The sequence below is a fragment of the Flavobacterium lindanitolerans genome, from assembly GCF_002846575.1.
Classification (GTDB): Bacteria; Bacteroidota; Bacteroidia; order Flavobacteriales; family Flavobacteriaceae; genus Flavobacterium; species Flavobacterium lindanitolerans.
Map to the genome: position 1 here is coordinate 40564 of NZ_PJND01000009.1, position 15161 is coordinate 55724.

Annotated in this window: 8 protein-coding genes, 1 tRNA gene and 1 pseudogene; 1 reads left to right on the forward strand and 9 read right to left on the reverse strand. The window is 39.0% G+C overall.

What is annotated here, in order from left to right; translation table 11 throughout:
- Window positions 1-111: 111 nt before the first annotated feature.
- The 5 genes and pseudogenes from B0G92_RS12800 to B0G92_RS12825 all read right to left on the reverse strand — a co-directional run.
- A complete protein-coding gene (locus tag B0G92_RS12800) occupies window positions 112-1395 on the reverse strand; it encodes a 3-coathanger stack domain-containing protein (RefSeq protein ID WP_101472507.1) in 1284 nt (427 codons plus the stop codon).
- Between the two features lie 29 nt (window positions 1396-1424).
- The gene (locus tag B0G92_RS12805) at window positions 1425-3014 is read right to left on the reverse strand and encodes an autotransporter outer membrane beta-barrel domain-containing protein (RefSeq protein WP_101472508.1); all 1590 of its coding nucleotides are present in this window, start codon (window positions 3012-3014) and stop codon (window positions 1425-1427) included.
- 371 nt (window positions 3015-3385) lie between these two features.
- Window positions 3386-3459 (reverse strand) — tRNA-Val (locus B0G92_RS12810).
- A gap of 710 nt (window positions 3460-4169) precedes the next feature.
- Complete coding sequence (locus B0G92_RS12820) at window positions 4170-4598, reverse strand: hypothetical protein (RefSeq protein ID WP_101472510.1); 429 nt, start codon at window positions 4596-4598, stop codon at window positions 4170-4172.
- Window positions 4591-4731 (reverse strand): annotated as a pseudogene (locus B0G92_RS12825) (Y-family DNA polymerase); the annotation flags it as partial. The pseudogene B0G92_RS12825 and the gene B0G92_RS12820, both read right to left, overlap by 8 nt.
- Before the next feature lie 80 nt (window positions 4732-4811).
- Here B0G92_RS12825 and B0G92_RS12830 point away from each other — a divergent pair.
- On the forward strand, window positions 4812-5573 hold the full coding sequence (locus B0G92_RS12830) for an XRE family transcriptional regulator (protein ID WP_101472511.1): 762 nt from the start codon (window positions 4812-4814) through the stop codon (window positions 5571-5573).
- Between the two features lie 72 nt (window positions 5574-5645).
- On the opposite strand, the gene B0G92_RS12835 is transcribed toward B0G92_RS12830, so the two are convergent.
- The 4 genes from B0G92_RS12835 to B0G92_RS12850 all read right to left on the reverse strand — a co-directional run bounded on the left by B0G92_RS12835 (window position 5646) and on the right by B0G92_RS12850 (window position 14781).
- On the reverse strand, window positions 5646-6137 hold the full coding sequence (locus B0G92_RS12835) for an Imm26 family immunity protein (RefSeq protein WP_101472512.1): 492 nt from the start codon (window positions 6135-6137) through the stop codon (window positions 5646-5648).
- 3 nt (window positions 6138-6140) lie between these two features.
- Window positions 6141-10067 carry a DUF6443 domain-containing protein gene (locus tag B0G92_RS12840; RefSeq protein ID WP_101472513.1) on the reverse strand — a complete coding sequence of 1309 codons (3927 nt, stop codon included), beginning with the start codon at window positions 10065-10067 and terminating at the stop codon, window positions 6141-6143.
- Between the two features lie 14 nt (window positions 10068-10081).
- Complete coding sequence (locus tag B0G92_RS12845) at window positions 10082-12361, reverse strand: RHS repeat protein (protein ID WP_143395044.1); 2280 nt, start codon at window positions 12359-12361, stop codon at window positions 10082-10084.
- Between the two features lie 800 nt (window positions 12362-13161).
- Window positions 13162-14781 carry a T9SS type A sorting domain-containing protein gene (locus tag B0G92_RS12850; protein ID WP_101472711.1) on the reverse strand — a complete coding sequence of 540 codons (1620 nt, stop codon included), beginning with the start codon at window positions 14779-14781 and terminating at the stop codon, window positions 13162-13164.
- Window positions 14782-15161 lie beyond the last annotated feature (380 nt).

Below are 15161 nucleotides of genomic sequence, written 5' to 3' on the forward strand. Positions count from 1 at the left end.
TGAATATAAATATAAAAGCCGGTTTCTCTTGAAACCGGCTTTTTGCTGTCTGCTCTTTTTTAAAAGCATTGTCCTGACTATAATGCTGTCATTAACAGAATTGTTTAGGGATTAATTCTTAACCAGTTTTGATTTAAAAATTTTCCCATCTACAGTGGTAACGGTAACAAGATAGACTCCTTCTTTATAATCGTTAACTGCCACCTCATGTTTTTCAGCTTCTTTAATTTTCTTATCAAGCATAATTCTTCCATCCATTGAAACTATGGATATATGTTGTATTAAAGAAGAATTTAGCATAATGGTTACGCTAGTGCTTGAAGGATTTGGAAACAGGCTGATTTTTTCCTCTTTCCCATTATTCTTATTTGGTTCAAGATTGGCCTTTCTTCCCACAAAGTCACTCGGGCACTCTTGGATGTAGGCTCTGAACCGGGAACGATACATACTGTGGAATCCTGGTTTAAGTACAATTGTATTTCCTGCATGATATATACCAACACCTCCATCACTAGTGTTACTGATTATGCTATTTGATGCAGTTATAGAATTTGATGCTTGTCGATTATCATGAGTTCCGATATTTACATCATGAGTTGGAGATATAAGGACAAGATCAGGAAGACAATCTTTAATCGCTATAGAACAGATTTCTTCTGTTGTATTGTTGATTTCTGCTGGAGTCATAATAAAATCTGTTTTATTCAAAAGAAATCTGGGTGTTATTCCAGCTCCGTCAGGATCAGTAGGATAAGATTCTACAATTCCTGTGTAAGTTCCCCCTGTACTTGCTACAGCAGCTGCTGCTTGTGTTGCATTTGCATTTGGGGAAACTATTGTTACAACAAATTTAGCATTACGAATTGTTTTGAAAGTCGTATAGTTCTGGAAAGCAGTACTGGTGTTCATTCCTGGGGAACTAGTATTTACAATATAGGAAGTTGGAGAATTTCTAGTAGCATCAGTAAAAAAATAAATAACTAACGAGTTGCCTGCTGTTGGACTTAACGAGGTTATCGGACTTACTATGCCAGGATTTGGGATTCCATCAAGTGCATTTCCTATCAAGCCTAATGCCTCGTGTGCAAAATCACCAATACCTACAGCATTTCGTCTGGTGAAAACAGGTACAACGTTAGTAAAAGGGGTTTCAATCCAGATTTTACTTTCAGAAGCATCACCTGTAGAACCATATTGCACTATGGAGATTCTATTATTGGGGTTGCAGACTATGACTTTTTCCATTATTGCCTGAACAGAACTGGTCATTTGCGTATATTCTAAATTGCTAATAGAACCGCTATTGTCAAGCCAAAATATTACGTCACTTCCTTGTGGATAGCCTTTAAAGGTAAATAGCAGAAAGGAAAGGTATATTAAATATACGTTCTTCATATTGTGTGTCTTTAATGTTAAACGAATATCTAATTTCTCTCTGATAAGATTTTTACCTGTTTCGTAAGCTCTTCTATTTTCTTATTCTGCTCGATCAAATAAAGTGTCAGCTCCTCGATTTTTTCTTGTTGTATTTTAGCCATTTCACCCAATTCAAGACCTTCTTCTGCTACTTTTGCTGCCGAAGGAACATTTGGGAGGTGACCATTTTCTTTAATAAAAGTCTCCACTTCAGCCAATGGCTTTAACTGATACTCTGGCGCAAAAACATAATCTGCCCATGCCGACATAAGATTGACTCTTACTTCTTCTGTTAAAATGCCTCCTTTGACAAATAGCTTGTAGTTGGCCAAGCTAACTGCTCCAGCTGTTGCAGGGAAAGCATCTGGTGTTGCATAGGTATTGATTCCGCCAATACCTACTTTTCCGGTTGAAAAATCGCCATAGATTAGCGTAGTCGTTGCACTATTTGCGATATGGAGCTTATTACTTCCAAGTTCGTTATATCCTGCAGAATCTCCAAGAAATACATTTCGTGAACCAGTATTGTTGGAATATCCTGCATTTGAGCCGATATAAGTATTGCCTTGCCCACTTGAATTTAAAGCTCCAGCTCTACCTCCAATAAAAGTGTTATATGAAGTTGTTGTGTTAAGTCCTGCTATAAAGCCCACAAAGACATTATTGACTCCTGTGGTATTTTCATATCCTGAACTGGCACCAACATATACATTATCATAGCCAGTTATATTGCTAAACCCTGAATTGGTGCCTGTAAACGTATTACGATAGCCTGTTGAGTTTGAGCGGCCTGAATCGTACCCATAAAAACTATTTGAATAACCATCTTTATTATAAAGTCCTGAATTGTTTCCAGTAAAAGTGTTGAATGTTCCAGTCGTATTATTAAATCCTGAGCTGGATCCTACAAAAACATTATATGAAGCCGTAGTATTAAGTCCGGCTGAATAACCCACAAATACATTGTCATTACCAGTAGAATTCTTATATCCGGAATTTGCTCCTAAATATACATTTTGTACACCTGTAGTATTATTCAGTCCAGAAAGGGCGCCAAAAAAAGTATTTTCGCTTCCACTTGTATTACTAAGACCTGAGAAAGCACCATAAAAAGAATTATTATCTGCAATATTATAATATCCTGACTTGTATCCGCTAAATACATTATGTTCGCCTTTAATATTAGAATATCCTGCCGACCATCCTGTAAAAACATTATTACTTGCCTTGGAAGAATTAAAACCTGAATAAGATCCTGTGAATGTATTATAATTACCGGACGAATTTTTATTTCCGGAAGAATAACCAATGAAAACATTTTCCCCTCCAGATATATTATTTACTCCTCCTAATGCTCCTAAAAAAGTATTTTTACCACCACCTGTATTGGTCATTCCTGCCTGATAGCCAAAAAAAGAATTTGATCCTCCAGTGTTTCCTGCACCGCCAATTAATGACCCGACTACTGTGTTCTGTGTTGATGGGGGAGCCACGTTACCGGTTCCTAAAGTTCCTGTTCCTACTACTGTATTTTGTGCTTGTATGTAAAATGTTCCTGAACAAACAGCCAGCACTGCTAATTTAATTTTTGTATTCATAAGTATCAGATTAAGTTATTGTTTAAAAATGATGAATTTGTTTACAGCTATAATCATAATTTATTTATTTGCATAATAAGAGAGATTTGTGTTTTTAAATATTTATAACACTTTAATGTTGAAAAAATCAATATCAGTATTAAATTATTGTTTTTGTTGTAAAACAAATAGCAAAAAGTAATAAGTGGAACTATATGAGAATAAGCGGGTGATTTTTACCGATAACTGGTAAAAAGAAAATTCTTAAAACTGAGTTTTAATCATAAAAATATGTTTACTAAAGAGTTAGAAGAAGAAGCAAATAGTTTCATTGCATAGAAATAAAAAAGCCAGTTTCAAAAGAAACTGGCTTTTTTATTATTTAATATGGGTGGGTCATACTGGAATCGAACCAGTGACTTCTACCCTGTCAAGGTAGCACTCTGAACCGCTGAGTTAATGACCCTAATGTGTTGAAATAAAAAAAGCAAGCCTAAAGGCTTGCTTTGTGGGCGATGAGGGATTCGAACTACGTTCGTTTAACCTGCATAAATCCACTATTCCTGTGCATTTGAACCAAAATTGCCACGAATGTGCCAATTGGTCTATTTTGCATAAAAAAAGCCACCAAAACGGTAGCTTTTTTCGTTTTGCGGAAAGGGAGGGATTCGAACTTGATTGCCTTATCCTTTTAAAGCAAGTTTTTTATTGACTTAATAGATGTGCGCCATGAAAGCGCCATGTCAAACTAAACTACTTTTTACCTTTTTATATCTTAAAGGGCTCCTGCCTCGAAGCCGACTGAATTTAAAGAACGCCGTAATCTCATGTTAATTGATGTGTAAATTTACCGATATTTTTTTTAAAATAGAGGTCAGCAACTTAAATTATGAGATTAGATTGTTAAAAACATATTTTTATCCCTTAACCTTCCCAAACGTTTCTAACTCCATAAACTTTGATTTAAAAAGATTCGAAGGTATTTTCTTCTTTAGTAGGTTATGAAAATTTTCGTCATGAGTAGATAATATGATCTGTTTTTTTGATTAACAACAATACTTCGTAATAAATCTATAGTTGATAATATATTGATACTATCCATTGACTGTATTGGGTCGTCCACAAAGATACAGTCGATCGGCTTCCCCTTACCATCTTTCGTATTCGAAGCTTTTGCTAAAAAATACATAAACTCAATATATTTAGTTGTGCTTGGCTAAAATATAAATTTGGAATAATATAGCTTTTATCATCATTTTCCTTGTAAAGGCAAACATTTAGTTTTGGTTTATTATCTTTGAAATCGGGAATAAATTTAACTTTTTTATAATCAGGATGCGGATCTATTCTTTTGTATAGATCATTAATCAAATCTTCATAGAAAAATGATCTAATTTGGGTTTCGATATGTAACGATACTTTATCAGCTTCATCTTTCAGACTTTTGGTCACTTTATTTTTCAAGTTTTTATTTGCCTTCAGATCATTTTCTATTTTTTTGTTTTTTTCAAAGTTCAGATAGGGAAGAATATTATCTTTTAATTGAGATAAAAGCTTAAGTTCCTTTTCTTCATTATTTTTCTTTAATTTATTAATTCGATTCAATAGAACAGGATGCCACCACGCCACGCTCGCCGCCGCCGACAATCAGCGGAATCCCGTCCAGCTTGGAATTTGCCAAGATTTCGCAGGATACAAAAAATGTATCCAGATCCATGTGAACAATCGCTCTCTCCATCATCATCAAATTTTACTTCAACAAAATTGCTAATATATTTAGTATCATATACTATCTTTGTTGCTACAAATCATAGCAAAATGTCGATACTATCAGAAAACCTACGCTATTTGCGCGCGCAGCGGGGATTATCTCAGCAGCGTGTCGCTGACGATCTTATCCTTACGCGGGCCAGATATTCCAAGTACGAGGAGGCTGCGGCCGAGCCGCCGCTTGAAGTGCTGTTGCGGATATCGCGCTATTTCCAGATCAGCATCGACCTTATATTGTCCTTGGACGTGCGGAAGGTCCCGACAGGCGATCTACTGAAACTTGAAAATAACAGGTTGCTTCTTCCTATCAAGGTCGATGGCGGGGGCGAGAACTATATCGAAGTGGTCACGCAAAAAGTCAAGGCAGGCTACCTTGAAGGCTATGCCGATCCCGAATATATAGAAGGCTTAGAACATATCTCACTACCGTTTTTGAGACATGGAAAGTTCAGGGCATTTCCAATAAGCGGAGATTCGATGCCGCCACATAGAGATGGTTCTCTCATTGTGGGGCAGTATTTGGAGAGCTTGAATGAGATAACAGAAAGCAAGTCATATATACTGCTGACCCGAAATGAGGGTATTGTTTATAAGAGAATAAAAAGGGACGGGGAAGGGAGGTTGGTACTCTATTCAGATAATGACTTTTATAAGCCTTATCCTATAAACCCCGAGGATATCATCGAGGTCTGGAGCTACGCCGCAAGCATCACTACCCATGAATTTGAGCCTGAGGACTTAAGCCCACAAAAAATCAGAGAAATGTTTGAGCAAATAAGGAATGAGATTATCGAGATCAGAAAAAAATAAAACCGGATATAACAGAAAAGAAAAGGGTGTATTATACACCCTCTTCCAATCAATATGCCTCGCAACCTGCTGTCATAATTCTTCTATCAGATTGGTAATCTGAACCACATTAGTATATAGCAGGTCATCGAAAACCGGGTTCCAGTCTGTAAGCTTGTAATGTGCTTGAAAAACCGTTTCCAGTCTTACAGGTGCTACGTAACTACGATAGGAAAGATAGTCCTCTTCAGCTCTAGTAGCTTTTCTGATTTGTTTCTCAAAAAAATCTTCGATGTAAACCGGACCAGTTCCAACTTTGTAATATGGCAATTTTATGTCCTTGAGATTCGACTTCTCGTTGCCGATAATAATCCAGTGTTTATGATGTAGCTTAGCATCGAAGGTATTGGCGAACAATAATATATCATCCTCTATTAGGTCTTTTATGTCGGGGCGTGATTTATATAGTCCCTTGAAGATAATTACAGAAATAGCGTTCTTTTTAAATTTACTTACTATCTGCCCATATCCTGTATTCTTTTCGTTTACCTGAAACTCGAATATATCTCCTTCCTTTAAATTCATCGGTTAATTTTTTTGTTTAATTACATTTTTCTTATTTGATGCACCCCCCGTCGGATTTGATTTGTTCGTTGGACCACCCAACTTTTCAAGCGCTTTCTGTTCCTTCACATCCAGCGATGTCGGAAAATTACCTTTTGTATTGCCTCTATCAATTATCTTAAATTCAAAATCTGCATTCGGATGGGCTCTTGCATGCTCAGCCTGACGAGCAAGATAGCGTGCCTCATTTTTTGCCTGTCCGACATACGGTTTTATCTTTCCTGTCAAATCAGTCCTTAAATATACTACTCCTTCTGCGTTAATCCTAGGTCTGAAGGCTAGTACTCCAGCAGCTCCAAGCACTCTCTGTGGATCTGTCCATTGGCTCAATGCTTCAGAATATGACATCGCCAACGCATTCTTCATGGTTGGGTTTTGTAAGTAGTCAATCGCATTTTGCCTTGACCACTGCGTTGTAAAGGCATCAAGCAGAGAATGCAGCTTATTTACTGTCTCTATGCCTAAAAACTCAGACTTGAAATGATCGTTCCACTCTTGGGAATTATAAAGAACCGGTGCTGTATATCTTACTAACGACTTGAATTTTTTAAGCTCTGAATCGGGAACCGTAATAATATCCTCGCTACCATCATCAGTTTCCAATATCAAATTGCCTTTGGTGTCAATGTACTTTGTTGCCCAAGTCTGCCCTGTTAGCCCTGTCGGATCTAAATAAGCTATTGGGTTGTTATGAGCATATTGAAAAGGTGTTTCGTCATCAGAAATTTCCGCTAGCGGGTCTATGGTTGTCCATCTTCCGATGGCAGGGTCATAATTCCTAGCTCCATAATCATAAAGATTGAGGCCTATTTCATCCTGAAACTCTTTCTCATTGTATTTAAACTGGTATGCCTTCCTGTAACCAGGAGGCAATGGAGAAATTCCCAATGGGTATTGAACTCCAAATTCATTTAAAACATACTCATATCGGTCAGAATTATATTTTTCATGTTTGGCTCCGAAAGGATAATAATGATTCTCTTCCAAGATCACTAACTTGCCTTCCTTGTCATCCATTCCGTAGCTCAATCTAACGTTGCCCAAATGGTCAGTGTAATTGAACACATACGCAAAGCGGGTTTTTATGGCTTGTACATACCCCTCGGTGGTTTGAAAAAAGTCAAGTATTCCAGAACTATATTGGAATCCGGAAAGGTATTCAGTCTCTGTAACGACCGTACCCTCGGTTACTGTTTTTTTAAGCTTTTCACCAGATGCGTTGTAAAGGTAGTTTATTTTTCCTCCAGCCCTAAAATTAATTTCCAGGGGTAGATCCATATGGTTATAGGAGATAGACAAAATGCCTTTATTTTCATCCTTGATTATATTTCCTCTATTATCGTAAAGATATTCTTCCTCCATATCTGCACCATCCCTGAAACCTGCAGGATGGTTTGTATTGTCTTTTACGCTTTTAAGCCTTCCGTGCGTATCATAGGCGTAGTCCAGTGCATCTATCTCAATGGAAAAACTATCGTAATCTAAGTCGCCGAAACGGTTTATATGCATTATGTTTCCATTTTTGTCGTAGTCCATAAATTCATTGTATGAATTCGATGCCCTACCATTTTTAAAGTAGAATGCACTTCTGAGTCTGTTTAACGGATCATAATAGTATGCGTAATCTCTTTTCTTGTAATCACTTCTTGATATCCAAGAAGATTGCGATATATTGCCATTGAAAAGCGGTGGAAGGTTACTATCAGGACTATCGCCAACCTCCCAATAATTAAGTTTAAAGGCAAAAAGGTCTTTGTTTGCGATTATCTCGTCCTCGAAATTATTTATCGAATTTATCTCCGTCAGCCAACCACGAATATTATAGGAGAAGTCAATTTTCTGTAATGGCCAGTTTCCATCAAGGTCCGTACCACCTACTTTTTTGGAGATTAGTTGTCCAAGTTCGTCATAGGCATTTAGACTAAGCAACTGCTCTGGATTCTGCCCTAGAATCTCATGAGTATGCAATAATAATCTGCCTTGGGCAGTGTATTTATACTTGTCGTATATCTTAATTTCTCCTTTTGCACCTAATCTGCTGTGAGCTGTCAATGTATGTATAGGCTTTCCCGAAAAATCAAATCTGCTGTCAGTCTTAGTATAGCCCCCTAAATAGTTGGTAATATACTTTCTGATCTCCCTTTCCTTATAATCATAGAGAATATATAAAAGCTCTCCTGTATAATTACTGGAACTCTGTAACGCACGACTCCATGTTCCTGTTGTGAGGCCATTTGGTTTTCTTACGAGATTGAAATAAACTTCCTGTCCTTCGACGGACCCAAAATCGATAGGAAAACCACCATAAGAATAATCGTCATAGTAGTTGATTGATAGTATATGGTAGCCTGAAGTTGGGAAAGCCTGATTAGTATACCGTACTGGAATACCATTTATATTTGAGTCTGAAGCAGACCTACTTTCATTAAAATATGTAGTTTCTGCATTCAGTTGCATCTGTAGGTTCTGTCGTGTTGTGCTATTAATTTCGGTTCCAATAGGCATCCATCCTGTGAGTATCTGTCTGTCAAAAGCATCAAACTTTGTAATATGCCATCCCACGGAGCTTAAATCACTAAAGGGAGATGCCGTGGGGCCCATGGCGATAGCTCTATCAAGTTTGTCATATACTATATATTCCCATTGCCTACCAGGTACTTTTTTTTCTACGAGTCTAAATTTCGCATCATATTTGTATTGGTAACACAGATCTGAAACTATGTTTTGATTTATGACTGTGGTATAAACAGTTTCACCGCTACCAAAAGCAGACGTATCCAAGGGGGCCGAAACAGAATGGTTCAGAGTGGTAAAATTTCCTGCATTTGGGTAGTTGTCAATAAATTTTAATTGGTTATTCTGTACGTATACTGTATATCTTGCAAAACCGGCAATTAGCGTTCCAATGGTCATATCGGGAATTGGTTGGCTCGCATTTATTGTAATACTCTTTGAAACATCTATTTGTGTAGCGGAAAAACTACCTGCAAAACTTACTGTTATTGAATTATTATTAATGCTAATACCGCCGTCGCCACCACCGTTATAGCTTAACAAGATGTTTCCGAGACCGACGCGTTGGTAATAACTGTATGGAAGTTGAGATGATGATGTTGTAGCTACTGTCTCCGAAGCTGCTGGCGGGATAACAAAGGCAAGGTCTCCACTTGTATTGTACACGTAGTAGGTATCCAGGATGGATGTTTCACTTTTGTAAGTTCTTTTTAATAGCACCCTATCTAAACCATCCTTGAATTCTTCGGCAGTGTTGCGTTTTCCCGATGTCCAGTTTTCGTCCTTGGTGATTGTCTTATAGAGTTTTCCTGCTGGACAGTAACCCCTTGAGGCTAATATACCAGCATCTACATAGAAATCCTGTACTTTGTCGTCAGTGGAATTTACGTCATACACATACTTTAGTGTCCTATCGTTGTCATTATTTTCGTTACCGGCCCAAGGCGCGCCGGGAGCAGCTTGTTTGAGTACTCTATCCAGTGGACTTTTGTCAAAGAAAATCTTGGTATAGGGGTTAGAATTCCCTGTATATAGTGGATAGTTGAGAGTATTTACTTCCGCATCAACGTCAAATAACATGTCTTGGCTACCTTTTTCGTACGGAAGGTATTGTCGATCTTCTCTTCCTAGAATATCGTAGGTCATATGAATGCCAAGGTCCTTTCCAGAACCAGACTGCTTATGGGCTATTTTCTGTATAGGACGCCCCAGACCGTCATAGTATGTGATATCAACTTTTACTTGTTCAGGATCATTATCTGGTAGTGAAACGGAGGATTCAACCTTATAGGTTTTCGCTTTCACATAGTTTTGGTCATGACTCTGTGCTGATAATATATAGGGTATCAGGAGAAATATCTTATATATGTTTTTCATAATCTTTTTATTAATTAAGGTCTAAAATGGTATTCATATTCGGCCAATAATTTTTCTCTTTCATCCCTAACGGAAATCAATCGGCCTGCGTCGTCATATTTATAATATGCTGTATTCCCTTTGGCATCCGTGATACTACTTAAGCCGATTCCTTGTATATGAGTATAACTGGTAACCATGGCCGATGGAAGAGAGCTTCTTAGATTGTCCAAAGCAGCGGCGAGCATCGTCTCCGTTCCAGTATCTGAGATGTTCTGTAAATTTGATATAAGTGGCGCTATTTGGCTATATTCCACTTTGTCTATTTTTGCGATTGGTAATGTGCCGCCATATCCCCAGATCACACATGACCTCAATCCATTTTCGATATGGAATTCTGCTAAATTCCCCTTATCATCATACCTGTCATAAATCACCTTTTTCCTATGTTCAGGAGCCGTACTTCCGCTGGGCCTTACCTCCACAGACGTTGGTAGTATCATGCCCATTGATTCCTGATAGCTGTAAACTTGCTGATTCATTTGCCCATTTTTTGTAACGGACTTAACAAGTGGTAAAGTCAGCCAGTTTCTTGAGGTACTTGTTGGAGTGTTATAATAAACTGTATTCTGAAGACTTATCAGAGTCCCAAATTGATCCCTTATTTCAAGTGATGTTGGCAGATTATAATTATTATAACCATAGCTTGCGGTCGTCCATCTAGATCCAGATGGGAAATACTCCGTAGTTTTTTCGGAAGAAAGAAGGCTCTGCTTCGCGTAAATGGCATAATAGCCGACCAGATGCTGCGGCTTATAATATGGAACGCATCCGCCACCAGCACAGTCAAATCCAAAGAGATTTCTAAAACCAACAATCGTATTGCCATAGTAGATATTTGATTTTTTTGTCGTATAAGTGTATTCTGTTCTTACAAGAGGTGATTGAGATCCAGCTGTATAGATTTCCTTACCCAATAACTTGCCGTTTTCTATAGAGTTTATGTCCATTAAGGAAGGCATTTCGATGTCGATTTTGTAGTCATGTTGTTGGAGAGACCTCTCGTCCCTGTTATTGGCGAAGCTAAACACCGTTCTGCCATTTCCCTCCTGTGATTCATGCGACATCGTTACAGTAGAATATCCTATGGCGTTATAGGAGCCAAGAAGGGCCGGACGCTGGTAATTGGTATTGTTGAATTCGTCAACCACGAAGTTAGAGCCTTGGTAGGTATCATTAGTGAAGGGGCCACCACCTGGCACAAAAGAATAGGTGGTAGCGGTATAGTGTTTTAGTATTTCAAATGGAACTATTGATATACCTCCTGAATATGTATAATTTGTTTTGCGTTGCACTATATTATTATCGGAGAGGATGATGCTGCGCACTCTTAATCCGTTGCCCCGTACGAAATCGCCGACAATATTTCCGGCATTCGGGATGGCAGTCTCAAACACCGCCCGTTGGTATTCATTCAGTTCGTAATCATATTCGACCTTTCCTCCAGTTGGGTATTGTATTGTTTTCAGTACAGATGCTTTAGCGAAATTTAGGTACGCTGATTTATCGTTACCATTGTCACCGAAAGCGGGATAGCCGACAGCTGTTGGATTAGGTGCAAGTGAGGTGTTTGTCGTCCTTCCATTGTAGAAGCCCCAAAAGTCTACTGCCGTAGATGTCTTTCTAGGAAGGTTGGTCTGCTCATAGCTAAAAAGATATGGGCTGCTGCCGATTTCCTGTAAAGAAGTTAATTTTAATCTATATGAATTATGGACTGGGTTGTAGTTCGGATTGTTTGGAGTTGGTGTCATAAAGACATTTCCATTCTCGGTTGCAATAAAATAATCATAGGAGAACCGAAAATCTTTGAGTATTATATTCTTTAAATTTTTTATGACAACTTTATCTAATTTCTTGTCATTTATCCTGTCCAAGCGATCGGAATATTCAAATGATATGGTTTCGTTTGGAGTAAAAATTCCGGTTACATATATCATTCGTTCGCTCATGATACTGCTTGTCAATGGATATGATGTCAAATCTCCGCCCTGAAATGAAGAGGTGCTAAGATTCCCGTAGCGGCGCCCCTGTCCCGCATAAAAGTTCCATGGACTTACTTGGGATATCCTACGCAATTTTTGATTATACGAACCTGTCTTTGTAATTCCGTAATCTGTATATTCAAATAGGATTTCCTTGTTTTTAGTCGTAATGATCTTTATTAGACTCCATGTATTGGTGTAGCTGTTTCCGCTCGACTGAAGGAAATCAGGTGTGATATCGTCTGTACGTGTTGAGGTGTTGTCCTGACGCATTTTTCCAAATATATATTGGTTTCCATCAGGCGTGGTAATTTTCCAGCCGATGGGGGTTGGACTAGCGTTATCAACGATCTGTTCCACGTTGTAGCCTTTATTATCGAGCACTTCTATGGTCCCATTAGTCGTATCGAATCTTTTGATAAACTTGAGTGAATGGCCCAGGAATGCCACCCTGAAGATGTCGGGTTCACTATCTATATAAGGATCGTTGACGTCCCAATCCTGCGTTTGACAGAAGGATCTTCCTTCAATAGGATAACCATTTGTTGCGATAAAAATAGAGTTCGAGACAGAAGGGGGTGTGGTTACAAAACTAGGTTCAGGTGTACAGTTGGTCCCGTTTGGTAGGCTTTGGCAGATTGATGGAGAAAGGTTGCTACAATTCATCGGCCATTCGTAGATTACAGGATTGACAGCTTTCTGGTATTTTAATAGTTTTCTAGTATATTGAACAGTAGAAAGGTCATCCTTATCATTGATTGTCTGCATGATCTGACCAAAGTTCATATTCCATCCAAGACCGACATTGCTGGACTCCTCACTTACCCTAAATCCCCCGGCATGATAGGTCAGCGCTATGGGAAGTATAACTTCGTCCACTTGAATATTATACATTGGTATGCTTATTGGCGGAACGCCAGTGTATTCACCAACTGGGATCTGGTCGTATTTTGTAAATTCGAAGGACTTTGAAGGTTCCGGCGCTTTGAAAGAGGGAAGATCCTGTGCGCTCATAATACCAGCATTAGCCAGAAATATGATAATTTGAAGTACTTTTTTCATAGATATGATGATTAATTGTTCTTATTCACTGTCTTTGCAATCTTTACAGAATCTGACTGTATATTGGTCCGGATTTCTACAATGTAGATACCTTCGGGGACGCCCCCTAGATCAACTGGAATGGTACGACCTGCAGTAAGTTCGAAATGTTGGAGCTGTCTGCCAGAGATATCGTATACTGTGGCTGTACCTTTTTCAAAATCATAGCCAAGTACCACATTTGAATAATGTAAGGTTGGATTGGGGAATGCCTCCAGTGATTTCCTTTTCTCTTCTTTCTTTTTCCTGTCTTTTAACTTAACAACCCAAAAATCATTTCTTCCCTGTATGGAACTCCTGTCACGTGACGCACCGCCACTCGAAGTCCCTGCGAGTAGATAACCACCATCCCTTGTTTGAAAGGCCTTTCGAAGAATGTCCTCATTTGCACTTCCTACATTTTTTGTCCACTGTTCTTGGCCTAACTCGTCAGTCTTGATGACAAAGAAATCATTTATACCCTCACGATCTTTTTTCTTAATTACCGTCACTTCGCTTTTGCTGTGACCAGCCAGTAGAAGTGACCCATCGGCATTTTCTTCAATAGATGTCAGGATATCAGTAGCACCGTTGTCGTATGATTTTTGCCATAGTATTGCTCCGGCAGTATCAATCTTTACCAGCCAGAAATCTGTGCCCTTACCATGCACGCTGGTTTTATTGCCTCCCATGGAAGAATTTGAATATCCGGCTAAAATATAATTGCCATCTATTGTTTGCTGAACTGACTGTAGCTGATCATCTGCGTTGCCACCAAATGTTTTCTGCCACTCAAGAGTTCCAGAACTATCTAATTTAATTACCCAGTAATCGGATTCTCCGTAGTTTTTTTCCCTCTTATTTCCAGATTCCGGCGAGTTGGAAGATCCACCGAGAAGATAACCTCCATCACTGGTTTGCAGGACGCTTCGCAGTTCATCTGAATATTGCCCGCCGTAAGTTTTCTGCCATTCGATTTTTCCGTCGCTATCGAGCTTTACGATAAAGTAGTCGAGGTTCCCCAAACACTTGTCTGTCTTTCCGAAGAGATCTTCGACTCCATTTTTTAGCGTGCTACTTTTTCCGGAACTTGAAGAACCACCGATAACGTATCCGCCGTCTATTGTCGGTACGATACACTGCAGGAGTTCCTGCCCAGAACCTCCAATTGTACATTGCCACTGTTCTGCGCCTTTGGCATTCAGCTTAAGGATCCAAAAGTCTTCCAAACCGCGGCAAGAGTCTTTCTTATGAAGATCTTTCTCTGAGTCGGAAGTTCCAGCAAGTATGAATCCGCCATCGCGGGTAAGCCTGATACTCTGTAGCATATCGGCTCCCGATCCACCGAAGCTTTTCTGCCAATCCAAATCGCCTTTCTCGTCCATTTTCCAAATGAAATAGTCCAAGTCACCATTGCCGTCGTCTGTCTTGTTGCCACTCTTGTTCGATAATGAGCTTCCGGCTAGGATAAATCCATAATCAGGGGTGGGTTGCGCGTCGAAGAGATAATCCGAGTGTTTTCCTCCATAAGATTTTTCCCAGAGGATATCCTGTGCCTGCACGGGCGTGCAGAGCAGTGCCACAATTAGCACGAACAAAATTTTTGTTTGCATAGAAATCTGTTTTGTTGTTAAATAATTACTTATAACGGGCATAGGTATCCCAATCAGTTTTGGCTGCCATGTCATTGTTATAGTGAGGTTAGTGGGTTTCAAAAGCGAATGTAGTGATGTTTTTAATAGGCTGTTTTCTATAAAAGCATTCTTTTTAGAAATTTATTAACAATTGAAATCCAATGGAATACAGGAGAGGGTCAGTCGGCTACAACTTGAATTCCAGGCTGTCTAGTGGTCCAGCCTGAAACAAAGGAAAGGATCATCGGATAACTGCTATCTGCAGCTTTCTGCCTCCGCTACGCCATTCCTAGCGTGAGGCAACATTGCGTGGTATTTGGAAAAGTATATTTTGATAAAGGCTTATACGGGGTCGTCGA

Excerpts from the sequence above, each read along its gene's own strand:
- B0G92_RS12835 (WP_101472512.1), bottom strand. The coding sequence starts at position 6,137 with ATGAATTTAAAGGAAGGAGATATATTCGAGTTTCAGGTAAACGAAAAG.
- B0G92_RS12850 (WP_101472711.1), bottom strand. The coding sequence starts at position 14,781 with ATGCAAACAAAAATTTTGTTCGTGCTAATTGTGGCACTGCTCTGCACG.
- B0G92_RS12840 (WP_101472513.1), bottom strand. The coding sequence starts at position 10,067 with ATGAAAAACATATATAAGATATTTCTCCTGATACCCTATATATTATCA.
- B0G92_RS12805 (WP_101472508.1), bottom strand. The coding sequence starts at position 3,014 with ATGAATACAAAAATTAAATTAGCAGTGCTGGCTGTTTGTTCAGGAACA.
- B0G92_RS12830 (WP_101472511.1), top strand. The coding sequence starts at position 4,812 with ATGTCGATACTATCAGAAAACCTACGCTATTTGCGCGCGCAGCGGGGA.
- B0G92_RS12845 (WP_143395044.1), bottom strand. The coding sequence starts at position 12,361 with ATGCGTCAGGACAACACCTCAACACGTACAGACGATATCACACCTGAT.
- B0G92_RS12800 (WP_101472507.1), bottom strand. The coding sequence starts at position 1,395 with ATGAAGAACGTATATTTAATATACCTTTCCTTTCTGCTATTTACCTTT.